Origin of the sequence: Pseudomonas sp. PDM16, assembly GCF_014851865.1 — a bacterium.
In the GTDB taxonomy this organism is placed as follows: Bacteria; Pseudomonadota; Gammaproteobacteria; order Pseudomonadales; family Pseudomonadaceae; genus Aquipseudomonas.
Map to the genome: position 1 here is coordinate 1,356,203 of NZ_JACVAM010000001.1, position 24,312 is coordinate 1,380,514.

Genomic DNA, 24,312 nt, shown 5'->3' on the forward strand with positions numbered 1-24,312 from the left:
TTTTTTTAAGCTTGAAGTTCGGCTAGTTGATTTTTCAATCGCTCAAGCTCCTCGCGGAGCTCTGTGTTTTCTTTTTCTAGTATCTTTGTTCTGGCAGCTTTTTTGTTTGCGTTGCCCGGTATTGATAGTAGTGTTTCGAGCTCGTCTTTGTAAGGCATTATTGGCTGGTAAAGTTGATGATAGGCTCTGCCAACAGCTCCCCTGTAAAGCTGCAGTTCTGGGCTTTGGCTTCCCACTAAAAGCGTGTGTTTAGTGGCAATTCCTGGGTATGGATCAATGTATATGATTTTGCTGATGCCAAGCTGGTAGGCTTTCTTTGAGCAAAGCTCGCAGGGGCTAGCTGTGGTGAAAAGAATTCCATTCCGTAGCTTCATCCCACCGTGCTTTGCAATTTGAAGAAACGCATTCTCTTCTGCATGTAGGGAGCGCGTATGTACCTGGTTCTTCTCGCCGTCAATTTCGTTTTGTAAGTCTTTAAAGCAAAATGATAAATTTCGACCATTCAGTAGATTTGATTTTCTTAAATCATTAAATTTTCCGTGCAGCGTTTCTCTGAATTTACTGTCGTTCCTTTCGTACTCACTATATGCGTATGTATCCTGCCCGAGCAGTAAGTCTTCAGCGTTTCTGAGCAGGCATGGCACTTGCCCTTGTGGTGTGTTATTCCATCCGACGGACTTGACGGAATATTCTTCGTCAGTTACGGCTGCACCAACCTGCCTTGATATACAGCCAGAGCTTTGCTTGACCGTATAGGCAATTTGCATACAGCTTTCTAGTGACGTGGGCATAACCAGGCCTGGATGTTGTATCAAGGAAACATACCAGGCGAGCTGACATTTAAGCTCAACGTTGTTGAATTGCTCTTTTCTGGGGTTGTGTACATGTATGTCGGATATTTCAATGCACTTCTGTATGTTTTGAGAGATAAATTTGTTGTATCCGATAAGTTTGTTTGGATATTCCTTTTCGTCCAGCTCTTTTATTTGGGATTCGGAGAACTTGTGTGTGCTGCGAAGATGTGTGAGCCTATTTTCGTTTTCTGTATTTATTGATACTAAGTAAAATCCGGCATATCGCTCTTTGAAGAATATTGCTTCGTATGGATTTCTGATGGCATCTATAACTATGAAGCATGATTCATTGTTTTTTCTGGCAGTATGGTGTGCTGCTTTTATTATTTTGTTTATGGTTCGTGGGAAATGGAAGACTTTTGAGTCGTCAAATTTTGAGCTATTGGCATGGCCGGACGCTCTAATATTGTCTCCGGCTCGCTGATAGATTTTTGTATATGCGTCAAGAGACAATTTTTTAAGAGTGTCTCGTATTTTGTTTGAGAAGATCGGCAATCTATTGAAGTAAAGGGCGAAGGCGAAGTCTTGTTTTTCTTCTATTTCTTTGAGTGTGGTTTCTGGGCTATTAAGATATTTTGATATTTCTATGTGAAATTTGTCGTATTCCTCTTTGATTTCTTTCATGGTCTCGGATACGACAGGTATTTCTCGATCTATTACATCTGAAATGAAGCGGCAAAACTCTGGAAAATTCAGTGTGAGGATGTATCTTGTTATCACGGTTCTTACTTGCAGGCATTTGAATGGCTGCCACCGATTCCCAATAAATTTTTTGATTATGCGATGCTTTCTAAGCTCATTTTTTGTTATTCCTGCGTAGGCGTTCTCTGGTAGTTCAATAGACGCTCCGCAAAGAATTTCTGCTGAAGTAGAGCAGCCGGAACCCGTTCTTCCTGTCAAGCCAATGACGACAAATCTTTTATTCTCTTTATAAACGCTTTCAATTGCTCTCGATGATGGATTTCCTGAGAGCTCTGGCATGTTGTTTTCCATTTATTTATTACCAGTTTTTTTGAGTTGATTGTCGCGAGTGAGAGGTTTTTTGCAGCTATGTGTAGCGCCTTGGCAATGCTTTTCGCCTTTCCGGCGAGTCACTTTCTCTTTGCTTGTGCAAAGAGAAAGTAACCAAAGAGAAAGCACACCCGACATCCGGGTCTCGCTGCGCGAGACTTCCTTCGTTCCATCATTATTGCTCCAGGGGCCCGCCGCGAAGGGCCATCCCTGGCCCATCGCGGCTCTCGCGGCATCCATGCCGCTCAACCCCTTACGCAACGATTCCACTCAGCCTCCTGACGGGACTCGGTCCCGGCCCTACCTGTTGGCGCAAGGGCGGCAGTGTGGTGTTGGCGTTTGAGTTCGTTTTACCGATGGTTCCCACGCTCTGCGTGGGAACCCCTCCTGGGACGCTCTGCGTCCCGCAGACGCGGAGCGTCTGTGGATGCATGCCCACGCGGAGCGTGGGAACGATCGAGTAGGGCGGGTGAAACCCGCATGGATCGGCTGCGCGGGTTGCATCCGCCCTACGGCGAGGCATACCGGCAGCTCCGAGCGGCTTGAAACTCAAAACCTGCATGCGCGCAAACTCCCCGTCAGCAGGCCGAGCGGAGGTGTTGCGTAGGGGGACGAGCCGCATGGATGCGGCGAGAGGACTAGGCGTCCCAGCATAAAGGGCCATGGAGGGTCCTTGTAAGCCGGCCCCCGGAGCGGCACCGGAGGGAGGGAAGTCGAGCGCAGCGAGACCCGGATGCCGGGGTGTGTTTCTTTGCTTACTCTTCTTTGCACCGGGCGGCGATCCGCAAGCAAAGAAAGTAAGTCGCCCAGCAGGGCGAAACCATGGCGCCAGGCACCTTCAACAATGAGCGAGCGCACCGCATGGGGCGGCACCAGAGCAGTCCATTGGCGAGGAATCGTGGCAGCGAAGGCCATGAATGCATCCTTGCAGTTCGATGCCCCGACCATACTTCGAATGCTGGCCCAACGCCATAGTCTCTGGCTTGGTCAATTTGTCGCGACATTCACTCGACGACCACAGCCGGAAAATCCAGGCATGATGCCGCGCTGGTTTCTCTTGCCGCGCACAGACCAAGGACTCCCCATGCCCACGCTCGACTGGCTCCGCAACCACCCCCAACACTGCGCACAACTGGGCGAGTGGCTCTACCGCCAATTCCCCTACGAGTTCACCGAACAGCCGCTGGCCGACTGGCAGGCCGAGTTCGCTGCCGGGCAACACAATGGCGAGTGGGACATGCTGATCGCCCAGGAAGACGGCGAGCTGCTCGGGAGTGCCGGGCTGGCACGGGATGACCTGCCGCAACGCCCCGAGCTGGGGCCCTGGCTGGCCTGTGTGTACGTGCGCCCGGAGGCACGTGGCCAGGGCCTGGCCGAACAGTTGATCGAGGCGATCTGCACCACCGTCGGGGAGCGTGGCCACGCGCGACTCTACCTGCACACCCATGACCGCGCCGACTATTACGCCAGGCGCGGCTGGACGTTGCTGGAGCGGTTTGAAAGCTGGGGTGCGCCGCAGCACCTGATGGTGCGTGAGCTGTAGGGCCGCTGCCCTGGCAGGCCGAGCGACTTGTGGTGAGACGCTGCTATGCCTCTACCGCTCGTTGGTCGCTACGGGCCGAGGCCCTGTAGCGGGCTGCCGGCCACTAGGGCGCCCATAGGCCGCCGCTAGGCTCGACCATTCACCGTGACGCTGATGGCAGCCAAACCTCGCCGATCAGCGCTACAACTCGCTATCTCCGGATTCGAGGAATGCCAATGCAGGCCCCCAGTCAGAAACGCCTGTTCCAACTCTCCAGCCTGGTCGCTCTCGGTGGCTGGGGCGTTCTCATCTTCCTGCCGGGATGGGCACAGGGGCCCGGCGTGGTGCTGGGCGTGGCGGTGTTGCTGCTCTGCGTGCTCTACGGCATCAGCCTGTACCTGGCCATGACCAGCCGCGGCGAGCGCAGCATGGGCAAGCCGGGCTTCTTCACCCTGCGAGGGGTGCTGGCACTGTTCAGCAACCCGAAGGCAGTGCTGGCGGGATGGATTCATATCCTGGCGTTCGACCTGCTGGCCGGTCTGTACATCCAGCAGCAGGGCGTGGCCCAAGGCATCGGCCACCTCTGGCTGGTGCCGTGCTACCTGCTGGCGCTGATGTTCGGCCCGCTGGGCGTGCTGCTGTTTCTTCTGATCGGTTTCCTGCACAGGCTCTGAGCCGCCGTGGCGAATCCGGCCGCCGCTGTTGGGCGCCACCCTCGATCACCTTCGCTATCGCATCCGCGATGCGGGTTAGCGCAGGCTCAGCACGCTGCGCTCCGGCTTTTCCGGGTCGTAGTACACCTTTACTTTCTTCCGCGCCGGATACTGGGCCAACTCGTTCTTGGCGGTTCCCTCCGTGCGGTATCGATTCGGGCGGATGCGTAGGCGGTTACTGCTGTAGTGGGTTCCGTTCGCTGAGTACGAATACAGGACGCGCACCTCATGCACCTGATCACGGCCGCCGAATTTGGTCGAGGTTTCGAGGGTGCTGAAGATGTGGGATTCGATGATGACCCCCTGGGTAGTGGGCCAGTCCCTCGAGTCGTCCATCTCCATCGCCTGCTGGATGCCGAAATACATCACCACGGCGAAGACCGCCGCATACAGCAGGTACTTCATTGGTTGTGCCACAACAGAAGCAGAGGGGGCATGGTTTCCATCCTTGGATCGGGCGCGACGCATCGGGACGGCGAAGCTAACTCAGTGCTCGGGCACGGCACAAGGCTGTAGTGCACGATGCCTATGGGCTGAATTTACCGAGGCTCTTTCCCTATACTCAGGCTTTATGGCCCATGGCCACTGCCTGGGCCGTTGAGGCCCGCCGCCAGGATCACGAGCAATGTTGTGGATTCGCTGTCTGCTGTGCCTGTTGATGCTTTCCGTCCCCGGAGCCTCGTTGCTCGCGGCGTCCGTTGTACTGGGGCCAGGCAGCAGCGGCCAGGGCCTGAATGGCCAGGTCGATCTGCTGGAGGACCCTTCCGGAAAGCTGGGTATCGCGGACTTGCAGCGCGCGGATGTGCAGGCCGGTTTCCGTCCGGCCGATGGGCGCGAGAGCGCCGGGCGCTCCCCCAGTGCCTGGTGGCTGCGCGTCACTCTGCAGAAGGGGACCGACGCACCTGCGCGCTGGTGGCTGGAGCTGGGCGGCATGCTGGTGCTCGATGCACGGTTGTATCTGCCGGACGGCCAGGATGGCTGGATCGAGCGGGTCAGTGGCGAGCGTGTGCCGTTCGCCGAGGGGCGTGACTATCCGTATCGGCGCGGCCTGTTCGAGTTGCCGGAGCTGGGTGACCAGCCGCTGACGATCTATGTGCGCAGCTACGATCCGGCGGGCAATCTCTTCCCCCTGCGCATCTGGCAGCTCGGCGACCTGCAGTTGATGAGCGGTGAGGAGAACTTCACCTACGGCCTGATCTACGGCGTGGTGCTGGCGCTGCTGCTGTACAACCTGTTCATCCTCTTCAGCCTGCGCGACCGGGCTTACTTCTGGTACGTGCTGACCACGGGTTGTTCGCTGCTGATGATGCTGGCCATGTCCGGGCATGCGCAGCAGTACCTCTGGCCGAATATCGCCACGCCGGTCTGGCTGGATCGCATGACGATGCCGTCGCTGTGGAGCGTGTTGCTGATGCGCTTCACCATTGCCCTGCTGTCGCGCCCCGGTGGTTCGCCCTGGCCGACGCGGGTGCTCAACGTGGTGTGTGGGCTGTACGGCGTCGCCATCCTGATCAATGCCCTGGGCATGCGCCATGAGGCGTCTCTGCTGATTGCCCTGCTGCCGGTACTGACCATGCCGATCGCACTGGGCTGGGCGGCCTTGCGTAGCTGGCAGGGCTTCGTGCCGGCGCGCTTTTACCTGATCGGTTACGGCTTCGTGCTGGTCAGTGCGGTGATTCTGCTGTTGCGTGCCGGCGGGGTGATTCCTCCGCTGCCACTGATCGGCTACTTCTTCCCTCTGGCCGTATCGCTGGAGGCCATCCTGTTCTCCTTTGCCCTGGCCTATCGCATCCAGATGCTGCGCCAGGAGAAGGCCGTGGCGTTGCGACTTGCCGACCGCGAGAAGAGTGCGCGCCTGGAGCAGATACAGCGCAGCGCCGAGGAGTTGCAGGGCGCGGTGGAGCTGCGTACTGCCGAGCTCGCGGACGCCAACCGCCAGCTGCAGCATGCGGCCTTCCATGATTCGCTGACCGAGCTGCCGAACCGTCGCTACCTGCTGGAGCGCCTGGATGCGGCGATGGCGGACAGCCTTCGGCGTGGCGAATCGCTGGCTCTGCTGTTGCTGGACCTGGATCACTTCAAGCCGATCAACGACCAGCATGGGCACGATGCTGGCGATTTCGTCCTGCGCGCGCTGGGGCAACGCCTGCAGGCGCACCTGCGGCGCGGGGATTTCGCGGCGCGCCTGGGCGGGGACGAGTTCGCCGTGCTGGTGACGGGGCCGGGGGTGAAGAGCGAGCTGCCGCAGATCGTGGAGCGCCTGCTGCAGGCGCTGAACCAACCGGTGGAATATGGCGGTGTGTCGCTGCTGGTGGGCGTGAGCATCGGCACGGCCCGTTTCCCGGACGATGCCGACCAGCTGACCGAGTTGTACAAGGCCGCCGATTCGGCTTTGTACCAGGCCAAGCAGCTGGGGCGCGGCACATACGTGATCATGCAGTAGCGATAGAAGGCGCGTCTCCGAATGAAGAAGCCCCGCATCAGCGGGGCTTCGACTTACCAGCGATAGTCATGGTGACGGTGGCGCGGGTGATGCCGCCAGGGCTTGTGGCGCGGCGGCGGTGCCGGCACGTAGTACACCGGGCCAGGGGTGTAGTAGACGGGCGGCGGCTGGTAGTAGACGGGACGGGGTTGGTAGTAGACCACCTGCGGCGGCGGAGCCTGGTAGACCGGAGCGGGCTCGTAGGCGCGGCCGGGGCGCTGGCTGGCCAGTACGCCGCCGATGATGGCACCGACCGCGACACCCGCGGCCACATCGCCGCCGTCCGCTGCTTGTGCCTGCTGCTCGCCGACCAGCGCGAGGCTGGCGATCAGGCCGGTGATGAGGGGGATGCGCGAAAGCATGGTCGAGACTCCTGTGGGGGAACCGGTTCTCCGGTCAATGTCTTCGACTGCCAGGCGAGACGGGCATTTCAAGGGGCAGTGTAAAACCTGTGTAAACGCGTGACCGTGTGTCCGATTGACGTCTGTGTTAGGTTGCGCCCCCGCCAATTCAAGGAGTGAAAACATGGCTCGTCTTAGCCGCCTGTCCACCGCCATTCTGCTCGGCCTCTGCGTATCCGCCTGGGTGCCTGTGAGCCAGGCCTATGACAGGATTCAGCCGCCGGTGAATCGAGCCGCGCAGTCGTTGCCTGACATGCGCGGCCAGGCACATGTGGGCAACCTGGCGGCTTCGGCGCGGACCTCGCCGGCGCTGGAGGCGTCGCTGCGCGACTACGCACAGCTGGCTCGGCGCGGCGAGCAGATCCGCCGACTAGACGAGGTGGTGAGTGCCTGGGCGGCCACCGCGACCTACCAGCCCTCGACTCAACTGCTGGCCGAACGCGCGGGTGTCTCCTATCGGCAGGGCCAGGCCGATGATGAGAAGGCGCTCGCTGCCCGCGAGATCGTGCACCGTATCGAGGTGCTGGAGGCCTTCACCGGCAAGTCGTTCTTCTCGTTCGTGTCCAGCGAGCCCCGTGCCGATGGTGGGCAGGTGCTCAACTACAAGGCAGGTGCCATCTCGCAGCGTATCGAACTGGCACCGGGTGAGGCATTGCAGGATGTGCAGCTGGTCATTTCGCCCAACCAGCGGCGGCTGCTGGACAACTCCTACTATGCGCTGACCGGTTCGCTGTATTGGGGCACTCTGCTTCAGGCGCGCCTGGAGCCCTATCTGCGGACCATCGACATGTCGATACCGTCGTCCGGGAAGCTGGACACCCGCGGCATGGTGGCGGCGTTCGAGAAGCAGGCCCAGGTCGATCCGGTCAAGGCACTGGGTGACCTGCAGGATCTGCTGGCGGTGGCGCCCAAATCGTTCACCGACGGTACGGGCCTGGTCGAGCTGCGTGATCGGCTGGCAACCGAGGTGCCGGTCGAACATACCGACGACTATGTCGCCGATTTCGGGCCGGACGTCAGTAAGCTGATTCCGCGCAGCAAGTCCTGAGGCCGCTGAAGGCTGCCTTCCGAAATCGCCATCGATTGCCCCTTCGGAGGCATGGCTCACGGTGAGCCCTGGGCTTTTGCGCTTTACTGCATGCCGATAGGTCTGTCAGTAGACGCAGGAGCGAGGCCAGCCGATGAGGTGGATGGTTGCCAATTGGAGCGGACTTGCCGTGGTGCTGATGGCACTGTGCATGGCCGGTTGCTCCGGGCGCCTGGCGCACGAGAGCATCGTCAGCAAGAGCAGCGAGCCCAGGGCGGGGGAGCTGCTGCAGAGCGACGTGGACCGCATGGCGACGCTGGCCATGCGCGACAATCTGAACAGCCTCTACCAGCTGATGAGCAAGCTGTATCAGCGCAACCCGCAGGAGTGGCGCAAGACGGGGTTGGCCAGTCGGGCCGAGGCGGAGCAGGCGATTCACCTGGCCATCGAGAGCAACCAGCCGCTGCCCCATCTCGGCGGCCGCCGCGATGTGGCAGCGCTCAGCTATGCCCTGGGTGCGGATTTCCAGGGTGACCGGGTCGGCGCCTTCATCTACGCCCTGGGCAGCATGCTGGTGACCGCCCACGGGGGGCGCACCGAGTTCTACCTCACCGACTCCTTCGATGCCCAGTTCATCTACAACGCTGCGCGCAATATCGAGAAGGCGGCCTGGATGCTCAGCCAGCGGCGTGACGCCAAAGGGCGCCCACTGCTGCTGTCCAACGAGGGCAGCAATCTCAGTTATGCGGTGGAGTTCGGCAAGATGACGGCCCGGCTGGACCTGCTCACCCATGTGCTGGAGGAGCGTTATCGCAGGCTCGGCGTCAACTACGCGCAGAGCCTGCTGTTCCTCAACTTCCTGCCGGTGCAGTGACGCTCGGGAGCGTGGGGGTCAGACCTTGCGCACGAATTCCGACTTCAGCTTCATCGGGCCGATGCCGTCGATCTTGCAGTCGATGTCGTGGTCGCCGTCGCACAGGCGGATGTTCTTCACCTTGGTGCCCACCTTGACCACCAGCGAGGTGCCCTTGACCTTGAGGTCCTTGATCACGGTGATGCTGTCGCCGTCCTGCAGCAGGTTGCCGACGGAGTCCTTGATCACGCGTGCGTCATCGCCCGAGTCTGTGGCGGCGGTGGCCGACCATTCGTGAGCGCATTCCGGGCAGACGAGCTGGCTGCCGTCTTCGTAGGTGTATTCGGAGTTGCACTTCGGGCAGGGGGGCAGGGTGCTCATGACGGTCCTCGGTCGAACGGAAAAGCCGCATATTGTATAGGGCTTTGTGGCCGTCGTGGGCGATTGGTCGAACCGAAGGCGCTGCCGTGCCGTCCCACCTTGCAGGAGGAATGCTCGAAAACGGGAGGAGGCATGGCATTCATCGACCTGCGCGGCGTTTCCTGGTGGACCATCGCACGGGGCACGGTCACCGACTTCATCGGTGACGAGCTGCCCATCTACGCGTCGGCTCTGGCCTTTCAGTTGTTCTTTTCGCTGTTCCCCTTCCTGCTGTTCCTCATCGCCCTGATCGGTGTGCTGGATGCGCAGCCTATCTTCGACTGGCTGCACCAGCAGGCGGAACTCGTGCTGCCGCAGGAGGCACTGGGGCTGGTCGACCCGGTGATCGCCCAGCTGCAGACCCAGCAGGCAGGCCTGTTTTCCATCGGTATCCTGCTGGCGCTATGGACCGCGTCCTCGGCGGTGCGCTCGACCATGGCGGCGATGAACCGCGCCTATGGGGTGGAGGACGGGCGCCCCGCCTGGAAGCTGGTGCCGCTGTCGTTGCTTTACACCATCGGTATCGCCGTTGCGTTGCTGCTGGCGGCGGCCTTGATGGTTGTCGGCCCCCAGGCAATGGACTGGCTGGCGGCCCAGGTAGGCCTGCAGGAGACCGTGGTGGTGCTCTGGGCCTGGCTGCGCTGGCCGCTGGCCGTGCTGATGCTCATTCTGGTGGTGGCGGCGGTGTATTACCTGGCGCCTGATGTCGAGCAGGAGTTTCGCTTCATCACTCCTGGCTCGATCCTGGCGGTGATCGTGTGGATCGCCGCGTCGCTGGGTTTCGGCTATTACGCGCAGAACTTTGCGAACTACAACGCCACATACGGCAGCATCGGGGCGATCATCATCTTCCTGCTCTACCTGTACATCTCATCGGCGGTGTTGTTGTTCGGCGCGGAGCTCAATGCGGTGATCGAGCATCATGCTCACGAGGGCAAGGAGCCGGGAGAGAAGCAGGTGTCTTGAGGGGCACTCCGGCTAGGCTATTTGCGTGATGTCCGAGAGTTGCCGGAACTCCCTCTCCGGCGCCAGTGCGCGCAGGGAGTCCGGCGTGGCGTATCCCCAGGACACGGCGCCGAAGTCGACTCCCGCCTTTCTCGAGGCCTCCAGGTCGGTGGCCTGGTCGCCGATGTAGATGACCTGCTCCTTCGGTATGCCGTATTTCCTGACGACCTTCCTGATCCTCGTGGTCTTTCCCAGGATCGACGCACCGCAGTCCAGGTGGCCGATGTACCTCATGCAGGCCGGCCCCAGGATGGTGGTTACATTGTCGGTTGCGTTGGAAGAGACGATGGCGATGGCTACGCCCCGTTCGTGCAGGGCTTGCAACGTGGCCTCGACCCCGTCGAATGTGCAGATGGATGCGGCGCTCGCGCGCATGAGGCCGATGAAGTCCCGCGAGACGAGCGGGAGTTTCCAGATCGGCATCTCGACGTGCTGCATCATCTGCCTGGCCCCATAGCCCCTGAGTGTCGGGATCTCGGCGGGCGATATCGACTTGAATCGGTGCTTCTCGGCGAGTGTATTGAACACGCCGATGAAGAAGGGGAAGGAGTCGGCCAGAGTGCCGTCGAAGTCGAATATCGCCAGCTTGTAGTTCATGGACGTGCGCACAGGTTTGGGGTGGCGGATCTGGTGCCGGATGTTGGGCTGCCGGTGGCTGCTCGTCCAGCGTCTGTGTATCGAGGGGGCCGCGTGCCGGCTCCAGTTGCCTGATGTGCTTCCTGGCACATCAGGCAGGATTTCAAGTTGCGCGCATTCTTTTCATCTTGAACGAGGATCGATTTCCTTGAGGGTTATGGCCTACAGAAAATCCATGTAGATCATGGGCTTAAATGTTTCTTGTGTTGTGGCATCGGTCTTGCTGTGGAAGAAGAAAATAAAAAGGCCGGTTCGACTACGGCTACTTCCCTCGGGAGATTCGCATGACCCATCGCATCAAGGTAATCATCCCCATCCCCATGGACCAGGCAGGTGCCGCCAATCGTGCAGCGCAGTTGCCGGCCAATCTGATTCTTCCCGGTTTCCATCCCGAGTTCGTGCCGGTCGCCAAGGGCGCCTCGCTGGCCGACAGCGCCTACGATGTGCTGCTCATGGACTTCTCGGTGGTGCAGGCCGGCCTGCGTGCGCAGGAGGAGGGCTACAGCGCCATCTGCATCGATACCGTGAGCGACTCCGGCCTGGCTGCGCTGCGTTCGCGCCTGGATATTCCGGTCATCGCGCCGGGCATGGCGTCGTTCCACACCGCCTGCATGCTGGGCAAGAAGTTCAGCGTCATCACCATGTGGGACGAATGGTTCCCGCTCTACGAGAAGACCCTGACCGAATACCAGCTGTGGCCTCGCGTGGCCTCCCTGCGCTCGATCAACACCCGGCCCGACCTCAAGGAACTGCTGGACGGCAAGGAGGAGGTCGTCTTCGCCAAGCTGGAGGCGGAGGCGCGGAGGGCGATGGACGAAGATGGCGCCGATGTGATCGTGCTCGGTTCCACCACCATGCACCAGTCGCATGCCTACCTGGCCGAGCGCCTGCCGATCCCGGTGATCAATCCCGGCCTGGTTTCCTACAAGCTCTGCGAGATGTTGCTGACCCTGGGCCTCAAGCAGAGCCGCAAAGCCTACCCTTCCCCCCAGAACCCGAACGACGCCGCCTATCACGGCTTCGCTGGCCAATAACACCCATAAGGAGAACAAGCACCATGAGTCGCCTCTCTCGTGAGCAACTGATCGATCTGGCTACCCAGAAGTACTTCGGAAACGTGGACAACAAGAACATGGAGGCCGTGCTGGACTGCTGCCATGAGGATGTAGTGTTCACCATCCAGACCGACAATCTCACGCACAACGGCCATACCGGCGTGCGCAAGATGTTCGACAACCTGTTCAACAACTTCGAGGAAATCTGGCACGGCGACTTCGAAGTGGCGGCCGACGTCGAGACGCAGACCGTCTGCTCGCGCTTCAACGTGTACCTGAAGGATGCGCAGGGCAACGAGACTCGCCTGCGCAACTGCAACTTCTGGTACGTGGAAGACGGCAGGTTCCGTCGCGTCTTCGTGTTCATGAGCGGCGAGAACGTGCTGCGCTGATCGCCCCGTGCCTGTCCCGGGGGCATTGCCGTGATGCACCCCGGGCTCCGTAGAAGCTGCCAGCGTGGCGGCTAGTGGCCCGTCCCACGAAGACGGACCTCGCTCCAGAACAAGAACAAAAGGATGAGGAACATGACCCAGCCCACGACGCCGGGGGAGCTTCGCTATCCCTCGCTTTTCACGCCGCTGAAGATCGGCAACATCACCATTCGCAACCGGCTCATGCAGACCGCCCACGCCAAGGGCTTTGCCTCGGCCGAGGGCCTGACCAATGACCGCGACATCCACTACCAGGCCGAGCGCGCCAAGGGTGGTATCGGCCTGATCGTGACCGGGGCGCGCCATGTGCATCCCAACTCCACCGGGCCCAACCGTTCCCTGGCCCGTGGCAACCGCCAAGAGATGATCGAGCGCGATGCCGAGATGGTGAATGCGGTACACGCCTTTGGCGGGCGCATCATCGCCCAGCTGATTCACTTCGGCCCGCAGGGGCGCAGCGGTGCGCTGGACGATTACCGTGTGCTGTGGGGGCCGTCGACCATGAAGTCGCCGGCCTACAACGAGTGGGCCAAGGAGATGACCAAGGCGGAGATGGACGAGGTGTCCGAGCACTTCGCCCAGACCGCGCTGAATGCTCAGGCCGCCGGCTTCGATGGTGTCGAGCTGCATTACTCTCACGGCTACCTGCACCAGCAGTTCCTGTCCTTCGTCTACAACAAGCGCGCCGACGAATACGGCGGCAGCCTGGAGAACATCGTGCGCTTCCCAATCGAGACGATGAGACGGGTGCGCGAGGCGGTCGGGCCGAACTTTGTGGTCGGTATCCGCGTCTCGCTGGACGAGTGCACTGTGGACGGCATGCACGCCGATACGGCCATCCAGATGACCAGCAGGATGGTGGAGACCGGGCTGATCGACTATGTCAGCGCCACCGCAGGTACTTATGCGGCCCATGCCGACCAGATTCCTCCTGGCGACTACCCGGAGAACTGGCTGGTGGACGACGGCGCTCGCCTGCGTGCTGCGCTGCGCGAGATCAGTGATATTCCGGTGTTCATCGTTGGCCATATCGTCGACCCGGAGAAAGCCGAAGCCCTGGTCGCCAGTGGTGCCACCGACATGGTGGCGATGACCCGTACGCAGATTGCCGACCCTGAATTCTGCAACAAGCTGCGTGAGGGCCGCGAAGACGAGATCAATCACTGCATCCGCTGCAACCAGGCGTGCATTGCACGACTGATGGCCGGCAATGCGATTTCCTGCGTGGTCAACCCGGCTGCCGGCCGCGAGCAGCGCTACGGTCTGCATACCCAGCAACCTGCGCAGGCACCGGGCAGCTGGCTGGTGGTGGGCGGTGGCCCGGCGGGGATGAAAGCTGCGCTGACCCTGCGTCAGCGCGGTCACCAGGTAACCCTGGTGGAGAAAAGCGAGCGCCTGGGCGGCATGCTGAACCTGGCGGCGCAACTGCCACGGCGGCAAAAGTTCGGCTTCATTCCGCGTGATCTGGAGCGCCAGCTGCGCAAGGCCGGGGTAGAGATCTGCCTGAACCGCGCGATGACTGCCGACGACGTGGTGGCCTTCGGTGCCGATGGGGTGATTGTGGCCACCGGCTCCACGCCGCTGAAAACTGCTTTCACCTCCACCCGTCCGGCGGTGGACCGCGTGCCCGGTACCGAACAGGCCAATGTGCTCAGTGTGGTGGAGGTTCTGGAAGACCCGAGTCGGGTAGGCAAGCGCGTGGTGCTGTTCGATGAAGATGGCGGCCGCTATGCCCTGGGCACCGCCGAGTATCTGCTCGACCGTGGCCATCAGGTACACCTGGTCAGCCGCTTCATCTCGCTGTCGCCCAACCTGGCGCTGACCCTGGATCTGCCGGTGAACTACCAGCATGTGTTCCGCAAGGGCTTGCAGTACACGCTCAACAGCTGGGTGCGCAGCATCGATGGCCAGCGGGCGCAGTTGCTCAACCTGTTCACCGATCTGGATGGCGAGTGCCTGGAGGCCGACACCTTCATCATCGCCGCGGGCCATAGCCCGCTCGACGACCTTTACCGATCCCTGCAGGGGCGGGTGGAGAACCTGCACTGCATCGGCGACGCGCGTCTGCCACGCGCCCTTCAGGACACCCTGTACGAGGGCATGCTGGCAGGCCGCGAGCTGCTGGACGACCCGGGACGCTTCATCGAACAGGGGGAGCTGGAAGGCTTTGGCGCCGACTGGCGCAGTGCCATGGGCGCACCTGCACGCTGACCGGCCGCTATCGCCGTGCTCGTCTGCGACCCTGCACGTGCGGGGCGTGGGCGGGTGTTGATCAAACCCGATGTCCGGCCTCAGCGCCGGTCCTGGGAGCATCGCAATGACCGTTGAACGTTATCCGCATCTGTTCCAGCCGTTGCGGCTGCGCGGGATCACCCTGCGCAACCGCATCATGCAGTCGGCCCACGCCATGGCCTTCAACTCGCCCGATGGGCTGACCAACAACCGTGACATCTTCTACCACGCGGCGCGGGCCAAGGGCGGCATCGGTCTGATGGTCACCGGCAATCGCCTGATCCATCCAACCTCCAATACCTTCTGCCGCGGCTACCCCTATGGCTACCGCGAGGAGATGATCGAGCGCGACACCGCGCTGACCGAGGTCGTACATGGTTTCGGCGCGCACATCTTCGCCCAGCTCAACCACTTCGGCGTGATGGGGGAAACCCACGCCATGGACGACTACCGGGTGCTGTGGTCGTCCTCCAACATCAAGTCGCCGGTGTTCGGCGAGATGGCCAAGGCCATGGAGCGCTCGGACATGGACGAGATCGTCGAGGGCTGGGTGCGCTCGGCGGAGTACTCGCGCCTGGCTGGTTTCGATGGTGTCGAGGTGCACCTGGCTCATAGCTATTTGCTGCACCAGTTCATCTCGCCGCTGTTCAACAAGCGCGACGACGAGCACGGCGGCAGCTTCGACAACCGCATGCGCTTCCCGCTGGAGGTGATCAAGGCGGTGCGCGATAAGGTGGGCCCGGACTTCGTGGTGGGTATTCGCCTGTCGATGGACGAGATGGTGCCCGGCGGCATGGAGGTCGCCGACTGGATTCAAGTGGCGCAGACCGTCGAGGCCAGCGGCCATATCGACTACATCATGGCCACGGCCGGGGTGTACCAGTCGGCCACCTACATCATGCCGCCGTATGACGTGCCCAATGGCTGGCTGGCCGACCCGGTGGCCCGTCTCAAGCGGGCGGTGAAGCTGCCGGTCTTCTGCGTGTCGGGTATCGGCAGTGCCGGTGAGGCCGAGGCTATCCTCGCTCGTGGCGGTGCCGACATGGTGGCAATGACTCGCGCGCAGATCGCCGATCCGGAGTTCGCCAACAAGACCGCCGAAGGCCGTGAAGACGAGATCTACCACTGCCTGCGTTGCAACCAGGGCTGCGTCTCGCGGCTGTTCCACGGCACCTCGATGACCTGTCAGATCAACCCTGCCACCGGCCGTGAAGAGGTCTTCGGTCCGCAGACCCTGGAGCTTGCACCGGATGCCAGGCACTGGGTGGTGATCGGTGGCGGCCCTGGCGGGATGAAGGCCGCCGAAGGGCTGGCCAAGCGTGGCCACCGCGTCACGCTGCTGGAGAAGGGCGCCGAGCTGGGGGGGCAGGTCAATCACATCGTGCGTTTGCCGCGCCGTGATTCCTTCGCCTGGATCACCGAGGACCTCAAGGTGCACATGGCCAAGGCTGGCGTGCAGGTGCGCCTGAACTGCGAGGCCAGTGTCGAGACGATCAAGGCGCTGCAGCCGGACGGGGTGATCGTCGCCACCGGCTCGCTGCCGGATCGCAGCGGCTACTCCGACATCAACCCGCTGGTCGACCGCGTGCCGGGGCTGGATGCCGACCACGTGTTCACCGCACTGGACGTGCTGGCTCATCCGGAGCGAGTCGGCAAGCGCGTGCTGGTGCTGGACGAAGAGGGTAATCGCTATTCCGCCGGCATCACCGAGTTGTTGGTGGAGAGTGGCCATGAGGTGCACGTGGTGACGCGCTGGAATGCGCTGTTCCATCGCCTGGGCACGACCCTCGACCAGCCGGTGGTCTATGCCAACCTGTTCAGTCGCGGGCTGACCTACACGCTGAACGCCTGGGTCAGTCGGGTACGCGGCTCGGCGGTTGATCTATTCAACTTATACAGCGCCGACGAGGAGACCCTGGATGGGTTCGACAGCATCGTTCTGGCGGTGCGCCACCTGCCGGTAGACGGCCTGTATCACGGGCTCAAGGCCGAGCTGCGGAACGTCCATCGGGTCGGTGATTGTGTGGTGCCACGCAAGACCGATCACGCGATCTTCGAGGGCTTCCTCGCCGGTCGTGAAATCTTCGATAACTGGAAGCGCTACATCGAACCAGGCTCCATCGAGCAATTCGACGGTCCCGTCGCGCAGCACCGCTTTGTTTGACGTTGCTCCCTAGTGTGACTTTCACCGGCACCTCGTGTGCCGTTTTTTTTTTGCCTGTCTGCTGCCGGTTTGCGCAGTGGGCGAGCGAAGCGGAGGTGCGGCAACAACCGGCTTGTCCCAGGCACTCGCAGCGGCCCCTCGGTAGTGCATGAATTCAGAATGAAATAACGATTTCAGCCTGCAATGAAATTGTCTTGAAAGGCTTTTTCATGAGTCTGAATATTTTAAATAAATATATATAAAACAATGAGTTGTATTTAATTTTAAGACTTGGCAAGGCCCTTGCTATCCCTCTTGTGCGGGCATTTCTAACAAGTACAAGAGAACGATCATGAGTAAACCGCTAGAGGGGATTCGTGTCCTCGATCTGACCCACATGCTGTCGGGCCCTTATGCCGGAATGATCCTCGCCGATCTTGGGGCGGAAACGATCAAGGTCGAACCACTGGCGGGCGAGGGGACCCGAGCCCTGCTGGCCAAGGACCCCAGGCATTCGTTCAAGGGCATGGGCGCCTACTTCCTCACCCTGAACCGGAACAAGCAGAGTGTCTGCATCGACCTGAAAAGCGAGGAGGGGCTGGCAGTATTCCATGACCTGGTTCGTCAGGCCGACGTGGTGCTGGACAACTTCAGTGCTGGCGTTCCGCAGAAGCTCAAGATCGACTACCCCCATCTCAAGCTCATCAATCCCCGGATCATTACCTGTTCCGTGTCCGGCTTCGGTCAGGACGGTCCCAACTACCTGCGCCCGGCATTCGATCAGGTGGTTCAAGGCATCGGTGGCGGCATGTCGATCACCGGTGATAACGCCGAGAACCCGACCCGCGCGGGCATTCCCATTGGCGACCTGGGTGGCGGCATGTTCGCGGTCATGGGCGTGCTCGCCGCGCTCCAGGCACGCCATAGCAAGGGCCATGGTCAGCACGTCGACATCAGCATGCTCGACTGCCAGATCAGCATGCTCAACTACATGGCCACCATGTACTTCCTCAGCGGTGAGAATCCCGCGCCGCTGGGCAATGGCCACTTCGTGCATGTGCCGTACAACACCTATCGCACCGCCGACGGTTTCATCATCGTCGCGGTGATCTTCGACAGCTTCTGGGACAACCTGGTCGGACTGCTCGACGTCGAGGCGCTCAGGGATCCCAAGTACAAGACGCAGCCCGCTCGCCTGGCCGACAAGAAGCTGATCGACGACACCCTCAATGCACTTTTCGCCACCCGCGACACGGCCCACTGGGTCGAGCGTCTGTCATCTGTGCGCGTGCCGTGCGCCCCGGTCAACCGTTTCAGCGATGCGCTGGCCGACCCCCAGGTGCGCCATCGCCGCATGGTGGTGGAGATTCCTCACCCGGAAGGCGGCTCGGTAGAGGCCCCGGGCAATCCGATCAAGCTCTCCGCCGACAGCGAAGACAGCTACAGCGCACCGCCGTTGCTGGGTGAACACACCGATGCCGTGCTCGAGCGCGTGCTGGGTTACGGCCCGCAGCGCATCGCCGAGCTCAAGCAACAGCGGATCGTGGGGTGAGGCATGAGCGATTTCGTGATCGTCAATGAGGTCGGCCCGCGCGACGGGCTGCAGAGCCAGGGCAAGACCCTGAGCATCGAAGAGCGTCTGCTGATGATCGATGCCCTGCTCGATAGCGGTATCCGCAGCATCGAGGCAGGCAGCTTTGTGTCGCCCAAGGCAGTACCGCAGATGGCCGGTACCGGCGAGCTGTTCGGGCTGCTGCCGATGACCGATGCGGTGGACTATTCGGCGCTGGTGCCAAACCTGCGTGGCTACGAGCTGGCGCTTGCCGCCGGCGTGCGCTCGGTGGCGGTGGTGCTGTCGGCTACCGAGACCATGAACCAGCGCAACATCAACATGAGCCTCGAGCAGGCCACGGACGTCTGCGCCGCGCTGATGCAGCGTGCGCGCCAGGACGGCGTCCAGGCGCGAGCCTACGTCGCGGTGGCGTTCGAGTGCCCGTTCGAGGGGCTTACCCCGCCGCCGGTGGTGGAGTATCTCAGCCAGCGCATGTTCGAGTCCGGTGCGGACAAGGTGATCATCGCCGACACCATCGGTGCGGCCAACCCGCGCTCGGTGCGTCAGGTACTGGAGCGGCTGGACTCGGCCGGCATGGCTCGGCAGCTGTCCTGCCATTTCCACGATACCCGTGGCATGGCCCTGGCCAACGTGCTGGCCGCTCTTGAGTGGGGTGTGCGCGAGTTCGATAGCTCGATCGGCGGCCTTGGTGGCTGCCCGTTCTCGCCGGGCGCGACCGGCAACCTGGCCACCGAGGATCTGGTGCTGATGCTCGCTGGCATGGGCCTGCGTACCGGTATCGAGCCGTTGGCCCTAGTCGATGTGGTGAAACGCGTGCAGGCCCTGACCGGTACGCCGTTGGGCGGTCACTCGTATCGCTGGCTGGAGCGTCAGGCCGGCAAGCGCCAGGGGGTGAGCCATGCTTAGGCACCTGCTTGGCTGGGTAGCCCGCCTGGCGCCCTGGATGGTCATCGGTAGCCTGGCTTACGCCGCCGTGTTCATCAAACCCTCGGTCAATCCCGTTCCGCTGGATCAGCCCTTGCTCGAGCGCCGCGACGCCTTCTTCGACGGCGCCGCGCTGGGCGAGCAGCTGTGGATCGTCGGGCAGAACGGCGCCCTGCTGTCGAGCCCCGATGCGGGGAAGAGCTGGATGCGTGAGGAGCTGCCAGAGCGCGGCAACCTGCAGGCGATTGCCATCTCCGACCAGGGCCGCCAGGTAGTGGTCGGCAACTGGGGACGCCTGTGGACCCGCCAGGGCGACGAGCCGTGGCAGAGCCAGGACCTGAAGGTGTCCGATCTGGCCGGCAAGCTCCTCAGCGTGAGCTTCATCGGTGGCCACTTCTGGGCCGTCGGGGAGATGGGGGCGCTGTTCCGCGGCGATGCGGATGCTGCGCACTGGGAGCCCATGGGCACTGGGGACGACGTCACCTTCAACAGCATCCGCGCCGGCGTGGAGAACGACCTGTGGATCGCCGCTGAATTCGGCCGTCTGCTGCGCAGCCGCGATGGTGGTGTGACCTGGACCACCGAGGAGCTGGGCAGCGAGAGCCTGCGAGCACTGGCTTTCGAGGGCCGCACCGGAGTCGCCGTGGGCAACCAGGGCCAGGCCTTCATCAGCCACGACGGTGGTGACAGCTGGCAATCACTGAAGCCTTTCACCCGCGAGCACCTGTTCGACGTTGCCGTGCACCACGGCGAATGGCTGGCCACGGGCGACCGAGGCGCGCTGTTCCGTACCCGCTCGCCGTCCGCGACCTGGCAGGCCTGGACACCGGAAGGGCTCGACAAGAGCTACCACAGCCGCCTGCTCGACACTGCCGATGGTGTGGTGCTGATCGGTCACCAGCTCGGCCTGCTGCGCCAGGACGACCTGCAACTCTGGCCCGGAGAGCAACAACAATGAATGCCGCAATGACTTTTGCCGCGCGCCTCTCGCTGTGGTCGATTCGCCATCGCCTGCTGGTGTGCGTGGTGGTCGGCCTGATCACCCTCGGATTTGCCGCCAGCCTGGTGCATCTGGATATCCGCACCCGCTTCAGCGACATGGTTCCTCACGACCATCCGTACGTGAAGGTGCACCAGAAGTACCAGGACAGCTTCGCCGCGAGCAACCGCGTGACCATCTTGGTCAAGGCCAAGGAAGGCGACATCTTCCGCGAGAGCGTGCTCGGTGAAGTGCGCCGGATCACCTACGACCTGCAGCAGGTCGATGGCGTCAATCCGATGCAGATCACCTCGCTGGCCTCGAAGAAGCTCAAGCGAGTCAACGCTTCCAGCGAGGGTATCGAGACCCGTCCACTGATGTGGCCGGACCTGCCCAAGGATGCGCAGCAGATGCGCGAGCTGCGCCAGGCCGTGCTGAACAACCCGCTGGTATATGGGCTGTACGTCGACCGTGAGCTGGGCTCGGCGCTGATCCAGGTCGACTTCTACGACCACCTGGTGGACTACTCGAAGATCTTCCCGCAGATCGAGGCCATCCTCAAGGCATCGCCGGTCAAGGACGAGGTCAGCCTGCACCTGGTCGGCGAGCCGATCCTGTACGGCTGGGTGGCGCACTACCTCGGCGAAACCGTGGGCATCGCCCTGCTGTCGCTGGCCGCCATGCTGATCCTGCTGTTCGTGTTCAGCCGTACCTGGCGAGGCACCCTGCTACCGCTGATCGCCGGTGTCGTGTCGGCCATCTGGGCGCTGGGTGTGGGCAGCCTGCTGGGCTACAACTTCGACCCGCTGGTGATCGTGGTGGCCTTCATCATCACGGCGCGAGCTTTCTCCCACTCGGTGCAGCTGATCACCCGCTTCGACGACCTGGCGGTGGGGGACTCCATCGAGCCACGCCGGGCTGCCGAGCAGACCATGCGCGAGCTGTTCCGTCCGAGCATGCTTGGTCTGTATGCCGACGCCGGGGCGATTCTCTGCGTGATCCTCACGCCGATCCCGCTGATGCACAAGGTGGCGATCATCGGTGCGATCTGGGTAATGACCATCGCCGTGTCGGCCGTGCTGCTGACCCCGGCGCTGCTGTCCTACGTCAAGCGCCCGGAAGGCTATGTGCATCCGGTCAACCTCGACGGCTTCATGCAGTTCGTCCTCAACGGTGCGAAGTGGATGGTGCGCACCCGTGCCCGCTACTGGGTCGCGCCGGTGACGCTGGTGCTGCTATGCGGCTTAATGTTCGAGGCCACCAGGATCAACGTCGGCGATGCCAGCGACGGTTCGCCGATCCTGTGGCAGGACTCTCCCTTCAATCGCGACAGCGCGCTGATCAATCGCCTCTACCCCGGCTCCGAGCAGATGTTCGTGGTGCTCGAGGGCAAAGAGCTGGACGCGATGAAGTCTCCCGAGGTGCTCGACTGGATGCTGCGCTTCTCTCGCTACATGGAGCGGCAGCCGGAGATCGGTGGCACCGTGTCGCTGGCCGACATCGTCATCGACATCCGCCGCAATCTCTACGAAGGCAACCCGCGCTACGGCGAGCTGGGTTCCAGCCGCATGGAGAACGGCGAGCTGATCAGCTTCTACATGCAGGGCGCCGATCCGGACGATCTCACCCAGTTCGCCGATGTGCAGTTCCGCAATGCCGCCGTGACGCTGTTCTTCCGCGATCACAAGGGCGACACGCTGCGCAAGGCCACTCATTACGCCAACGAGTTCATCCGCGACAACCCGTTGGAGGGGGCCGAGGTGAAGCTGTTCGGAGGTGTGCTGGGCATCATCGCCGCGGTCAACGAGATACTTCTCGGCGACCAGATCGAGGCGACCGCCCTGGCCTTCCTGGTAGTAGTGATCTGCTGCCTGGTGGTCTACCGGTCTTCGGTCAGCGGGATCTTCTTCATCATCCCGGTACTGATCTCCAACGTGGTGACCTTCGCCTTCATGGCCTGGCAGGGCATCGGCATGAGCATCAGCACGCTGCCGGTAGTCGCTCTGGGGATCGGCCTGGGCGTGGACTACGCGTTCTACATCGTCGATTCGATGAAGGAGTATCTGGAGAAGAACCCCAAAGCGGACCCGCTCGACGCCGTGCTGCAGTCGCTCGGGTCGGCCGGGCGCGGGGTGCTGCTGACCGCCTTCACCCTGGCTGCCGGGGTGCTGTTCTGGTCGTTCTCCTCCCTTCGTTTCCAGGCGGAGATGGGCATGCTGATCGGCCTCTGGCTGATGGTCTCGGCACTCACCTCACTCTTCGTCATGCCTTCGCTTGCGCTGGTGTTCAAGCCGCAATTCATCTTCGAACACGGCCATTCGAAAGATGCCCCTAGCACTGGGCATATCCACCAACCTGAACACATCGGGAACTGAAGATGAGCGCGAAGAAAAATAATACGAAGGTGCGGGCCATCGGCTCGCCGCTCGCCTCCGCGATAATGCTTGCCGGTATGGGGCTGAACGGAGCCGTGTACGCTGACGATGGATTTTTCGACAACTGGGAGGCCAGCGGTTACATCCGCCAGTACCTGTCCTGGAACCTCGAGAACCCCTACGTGCCGGACCCGGCAAACAATGGCGAGCCCAAGGGTGACTACCGCTACGACCTGTCGATGGCGCGCACGGTGGGCAAGCTCAACCTGTTCAAGGATTTCGGCAACTCGCAGTTCAGCATCTCCGGGCGCGTCTCGGAGGAGTACGAGACCGACTATCTCGAAGACCTTCAGGAGTCGATGGACGGCTACGCGGCGGGCGACCTGTTCAGCAATCGCCGCAAGTCCAGCGTCAACCTGATGGACGACGTGTACAACGAGGTGGAGCTGCGTGAATTCTGGTGGCAGACCGGGCTGACCGAGAGCACCACGCTGAAAGTCGGCAAGCAGCAGGTGGTGTGGGGCGAGACCGACTTCTTCCAGTCGCTCGATGTGGTGCACGGCTACGACTTCCGCTGGCGCTCGTTCCTCGAACCGGAGAACGAGGAGCTGCGCAAGCCGCTGTGGATGCTCAACCTGGTGCAGCGCTTCGACAGCGTCGACGGCACCCTGCAGGCCCTCTACATCCCCGGCAAGATGAACGCCGCTGACCAGCGCGGCAACAGCTATGACGTCGAGGGCGGGCGCTGGGCGAACAACCCGAACAAGGGCCTGACCTTCGCCTCCGCGCCATTCGGTGCCGACGTGCCGTACAACTACGACCACAAGGATGCCGACATGGATGACGGCTCCTACGGCCTGCGCTGGAAGGGCATGGCGGGCGAGTGGGAGTACTCGGTGGGCTGGTTCCACGGTCCGTCCGGCAACCCGGTGATCAACCCCAACCCGGACAACCCGCTGGGTGTGGGCGACTCGATCAGTGGTCAGCCGTTCCTCGGTGCCTACAAGGGCGAGTACAACTCGGATCGCTCCTCCACCGTGGGCGAGTTGATCTTCCCCTACATCGACACCTTCGGCGTCACCGCCAACCGCTATGTGGAAAGTGTCGACGCGGTGTTCTCGGCGGAGATCTCCTACATCCCCGACTCGCCTTACAACGTCGGTATCGATGCGGGCGAAGTCGGTGGCTGTGCCTTCTTCCCCGGCTTCTGCGGGATCACCGAAAAGGACGTGGTCAAGTCGATGCTGCGCATGGACAAACAGCTGGCGCTGCAGAACTACCTGGGCACCAGTCGCCCGTCGTTCTTCTCGCTGCAGGTGTTCAACACCTGGATCACCGACTACGACCGCAGCGACGAACTGGTCAATACCGCCGGCTTCAGCGGCCGTACCAAGGAGTACTCGACCATCGTCACCGCGATCCTCGCGGCCAACTATGACAACGACCGCATCAACCCGACCCTGGCCGTGGGCAGCGACCTGACCTATGGCGGCGGCTTCATCATCCCCAGCGTCGAGTTCGCCTATGGCGACAACTGGCGTGTGCGTGTGGAAGCCGACCTGTTCTTCGACGACGAAAGCCAGAGGCGCACCTTGCGTGATTTCAACAACACCAACCTGTTCGGCTATTTCGATGGCAACGACCAGCTGGCGGTCCGTCTGACCTATCAGTTCTGA

At 61.8% G+C, this 24,312-nt stretch carries 20 protein-coding genes; 15 read left to right on the plus strand and 5 right to left on the minus strand.

The window, feature by feature from the left end; genetic code table 11:
- Positions 1-5: 5 nt before the first annotated feature.
- Entirely contained in the window at positions 6-1,847 is a 1,842-nt protein-coding gene (locus tag IB234_RS06255; RefSeq protein WP_225580268.1) for a hypothetical protein, read from the minus strand.
- Between the two features lie 1,102 nt (positions 1,848-2,949).
- Between IB234_RS06255 and IB234_RS06260 the strand changes: the two genes are divergently transcribed.
- Positions 2,950-3,408 carry a GNAT family N-acetyltransferase gene (locus IB234_RS06260; RefSeq protein WP_192315427.1) on the plus strand — a complete coding sequence of 153 codons (459 nt, stop codon included), beginning with the start codon at positions 2,950-2,952 and terminating at the stop codon, positions 3,406-3,408.
- A gap of 215 nt (positions 3,409-3,623) precedes the next feature.
- A complete protein-coding gene (locus IB234_RS06265) occupies positions 3,624-4,061 on the plus strand; it encodes an ABA4-like family protein (protein ID WP_192315429.1) in 438 nt (145 codons plus the stop codon).
- Between the two features lie 75 nt (positions 4,062-4,136).
- Here IB234_RS06265 and IB234_RS06270 read toward each other — a convergent pair whose 3' ends face one another.
- Positions 4,137-4,505, minus strand: a complete 369-nt coding sequence (locus IB234_RS06270) for a DUF3592 domain-containing protein (RefSeq protein ID WP_192315431.1) — start codon at positions 4,503-4,505, stop codon at positions 4,137-4,139.
- A 220-nt stretch (positions 4,506-4,725) separates the two neighbouring features.
- On the opposite strand from IB234_RS06270, the gene IB234_RS06275 reads away from it, so the two are divergent.
- Complete coding sequence (locus IB234_RS06275) at positions 4,726-6,543, plus strand: diguanylate cyclase (RefSeq protein ID WP_192315440.1); 1,818 nt, start codon at positions 4,726-4,728, stop codon at positions 6,541-6,543.
- 53 nt (positions 6,544-6,596) lie between these two features.
- On the opposite strand, the gene IB234_RS06280 is transcribed toward IB234_RS06275, so the two are convergent.
- Positions 6,597-6,944: a hypothetical protein gene (locus IB234_RS06280; RefSeq protein ID WP_192315443.1), complete on the minus strand. Its 348-nt coding sequence runs from the start codon at positions 6,942-6,944 to the stop codon at positions 6,597-6,599.
- Between the two features lie 163 nt (positions 6,945-7,107).
- On the opposite strand from IB234_RS06280, the gene IB234_RS06285 reads away from it, so the two are divergent.
- Positions 7,108-8,031, plus strand: a complete 924-nt coding sequence (locus IB234_RS06285; RefSeq protein WP_192315445.1) for a hypothetical protein — start codon at positions 7,108-7,110, stop codon at positions 8,029-8,031.
- Between the two features lie 133 nt (positions 8,032-8,164).
- A complete protein-coding gene (locus IB234_RS06290; RefSeq protein ID WP_225580270.1) occupies positions 8,165-8,884 on the plus strand; it encodes a hypothetical protein in 720 nt (239 codons plus the stop codon).
- Between the two features lie 18 nt (positions 8,885-8,902).
- On the opposite strand, the gene IB234_RS06295 is transcribed toward IB234_RS06290, so the two are convergent.
- Positions 8,903-9,244, minus strand: a complete 342-nt coding sequence (locus IB234_RS06295; protein ID WP_192315447.1) for a zinc ribbon domain-containing protein YjdM — start codon at positions 9,242-9,244, stop codon at positions 8,903-8,905.
- Positions 9,245-9,376: 132 nt separating this feature from the next.
- Here IB234_RS06295 and IB234_RS06300 point away from each other — a divergent pair, with 132 nt between their 5' ends.
- Positions 9,377-10,249, plus strand: coding sequence for a YihY/virulence factor BrkB family protein (locus IB234_RS06300; protein ID WP_192315449.1), 873 nt, complete (start codon positions 9,377-9,379; stop codon positions 10,247-10,249).
- 12 nt (positions 10,250-10,261) lie between these two features.
- Here IB234_RS06300 and IB234_RS06305 read toward each other — a convergent pair whose 3' ends face one another.
- The gene (locus IB234_RS06305) at positions 10,262-10,885 is read right to left on the minus strand and encodes an HAD hydrolase-like protein (protein WP_192315451.1); all 624 of its coding nucleotides are present in this window, start codon (positions 10,883-10,885) and stop codon (positions 10,262-10,264) included.
- A gap of 323 nt (positions 10,886-11,208) precedes the next feature.
- On the opposite strand from IB234_RS06305, the gene IB234_RS06310 reads away from it, so the two are divergent.
- The 9 genes from IB234_RS06310 to IB234_RS06350 all read left to right on the plus strand — a co-directional run bounded on the left by IB234_RS06310 (position 11,209) and on the right by IB234_RS06350 (position 24,312).
- A complete protein-coding gene (locus IB234_RS06310; RefSeq protein WP_192315454.1) occupies positions 11,209-11,958 on the plus strand; it encodes an aspartate/glutamate racemase family protein in 750 nt (249 codons plus the stop codon).
- Positions 11,959-11,981: 23 nt separating this feature from the next.
- Entirely contained in the window at positions 11,982-12,371 is a 390-nt protein-coding gene (locus tag IB234_RS06315; RefSeq protein WP_192315456.1) for a nuclear transport factor 2 family protein, read from the plus strand.
- Positions 12,372-12,503: 132 nt separating this feature from the next.
- Positions 12,504-14,621, plus strand: coding sequence for an FAD-dependent oxidoreductase (locus tag IB234_RS06320; protein WP_192315458.1), 2,118 nt, complete (start codon positions 12,504-12,506; stop codon positions 14,619-14,621).
- A 106-nt stretch (positions 14,622-14,727) separates the two neighbouring features.
- The gene (locus tag IB234_RS06325; protein ID WP_192315461.1) at positions 14,728-16,806 is read left to right on the plus strand and encodes an NAD(P)-binding protein; all 2,079 of its coding nucleotides are present in this window, start codon (positions 14,728-14,730) and stop codon (positions 16,804-16,806) included.
- A 331-nt stretch (positions 16,807-17,137) separates the two neighbouring features.
- The gene (locus IB234_RS06330; RefSeq protein ID WP_192315463.1) at positions 17,138-18,337 is read left to right on the plus strand and encodes a CaiB/BaiF CoA transferase family protein; all 1,200 of its coding nucleotides are present in this window, start codon (positions 17,138-17,140) and stop codon (positions 18,335-18,337) included.
- 3 nt (positions 18,338-18,340) lie between these two features.
- Complete coding sequence (locus IB234_RS06335) at positions 18,341-19,264, plus strand: hydroxymethylglutaryl-CoA lyase (protein ID WP_192315465.1); 924 nt, start codon at positions 18,341-18,343, stop codon at positions 19,262-19,264.
- Positions 19,257-20,240, plus strand: coding sequence for a glycosyl hydrolase (locus IB234_RS06340; RefSeq protein WP_192315467.1), 984 nt, complete (start codon positions 19,257-19,259; stop codon positions 20,238-20,240). The genes IB234_RS06335 and IB234_RS06340 overlap by 8 nt, the downstream gene beginning before the upstream one ends.
- An 8-nt stretch (positions 20,241-20,248) precedes the next feature.
- The gene (locus IB234_RS06345; protein ID WP_225580271.1) at positions 20,249-22,636 is read left to right on the plus strand and encodes an efflux RND transporter permease subunit; all 2,388 of its coding nucleotides are present in this window, start codon (positions 20,249-20,251) and stop codon (positions 22,634-22,636) included.
- Positions 22,637-22,638: 2 nt separating this feature from the next.
- Positions 22,639-24,312 carry a DUF1302 family protein gene (locus tag IB234_RS06350; protein WP_192315472.1) on the plus strand — a complete coding sequence of 558 codons (1,674 nt, stop codon included), beginning with the start codon at positions 22,639-22,641 and terminating at the stop codon, positions 24,310-24,312.

Excerpts from the sequence above, each read along its gene's own strand:
- IB234_RS06255 (WP_225580268.1), bottom strand. The coding sequence starts at position 1,847 with ATGGAAAACAACATGCCAGAGCTCTCAGGAAATCCATCATCGAGAGCA.
- IB234_RS06260 (WP_192315427.1), top strand. The coding sequence starts at position 2,950 with ATGCCCACGCTCGACTGGCTCCGCAACCACCCCCAACACTGCGCACAA.
- IB234_RS06265 (WP_192315429.1), top strand. The coding sequence starts at position 3,624 with ATGCAGGCCCCCAGTCAGAAACGCCTGTTCCAACTCTCCAGCCTGGTC.
- IB234_RS06270 (WP_192315431.1), bottom strand. The coding sequence starts at position 4,505 with ATGAAGTACCTGCTGTATGCGGCGGTCTTCGCCGTGGTGATGTATTTC.
- IB234_RS06275 (WP_192315440.1), top strand. The coding sequence starts at position 4,726 with ATGTTGTGGATTCGCTGTCTGCTGTGCCTGTTGATGCTTTCCGTCCCC.
- IB234_RS06280 (WP_192315443.1), bottom strand. The coding sequence starts at position 6,944 with ATGCTTTCGCGCATCCCCCTCATCACCGGCCTGATCGCCAGCCTCGCG.
- IB234_RS06285 (WP_192315445.1), top strand. The coding sequence starts at position 7,108 with ATGGCTCGTCTTAGCCGCCTGTCCACCGCCATTCTGCTCGGCCTCTGC.
- IB234_RS06290 (WP_225580270.1), top strand. The coding sequence starts at position 8,165 with ATGAGGTGGATGGTTGCCAATTGGAGCGGACTTGCCGTGGTGCTGATG.
- IB234_RS06295 (WP_192315447.1), bottom strand. The coding sequence starts at position 9,244 with ATGAGCACCCTGCCCCCCTGCCCGAAGTGCAACTCCGAATACACCTAC.
- IB234_RS06300 (WP_192315449.1), top strand. The coding sequence starts at position 9,377 with ATGGCATTCATCGACCTGCGCGGCGTTTCCTGGTGGACCATCGCACGG.
- IB234_RS06305 (WP_192315451.1), bottom strand. The coding sequence starts at position 10,885 with ATGAACTACAAGCTGGCGATATTCGACTTCGACGGCACTCTGGCCGAC.
- IB234_RS06310 (WP_192315454.1), top strand. The coding sequence starts at position 11,209 with ATGACCCATCGCATCAAGGTAATCATCCCCATCCCCATGGACCAGGCA.
- IB234_RS06315 (WP_192315456.1), top strand. The coding sequence starts at position 11,982 with ATGAGTCGCCTCTCTCGTGAGCAACTGATCGATCTGGCTACCCAGAAG.
- IB234_RS06320 (WP_192315458.1), top strand. The coding sequence starts at position 12,504 with ATGACCCAGCCCACGACGCCGGGGGAGCTTCGCTATCCCTCGCTTTTC.
- IB234_RS06325 (WP_192315461.1), top strand. The coding sequence starts at position 14,728 with ATGACCGTTGAACGTTATCCGCATCTGTTCCAGCCGTTGCGGCTGCGC.
- IB234_RS06330 (WP_192315463.1), top strand. The coding sequence starts at position 17,138 with ATGAGTAAACCGCTAGAGGGGATTCGTGTCCTCGATCTGACCCACATG.
- IB234_RS06335 (WP_192315465.1), top strand. The coding sequence starts at position 18,341 with ATGAGCGATTTCGTGATCGTCAATGAGGTCGGCCCGCGCGACGGGCTG.
- IB234_RS06340 (WP_192315467.1), top strand. The coding sequence starts at position 19,257 with ATGCTTAGGCACCTGCTTGGCTGGGTAGCCCGCCTGGCGCCCTGGATG.
- IB234_RS06345 (WP_225580271.1), top strand. The coding sequence starts at position 20,249 with ATGACTTTTGCCGCGCGCCTCTCGCTGTGGTCGATTCGCCATCGCCTG.
- IB234_RS06350 (WP_192315472.1), top strand. The coding sequence starts at position 22,639 with ATGAGCGCGAAGAAAAATAATACGAAGGTGCGGGCCATCGGCTCGCCG.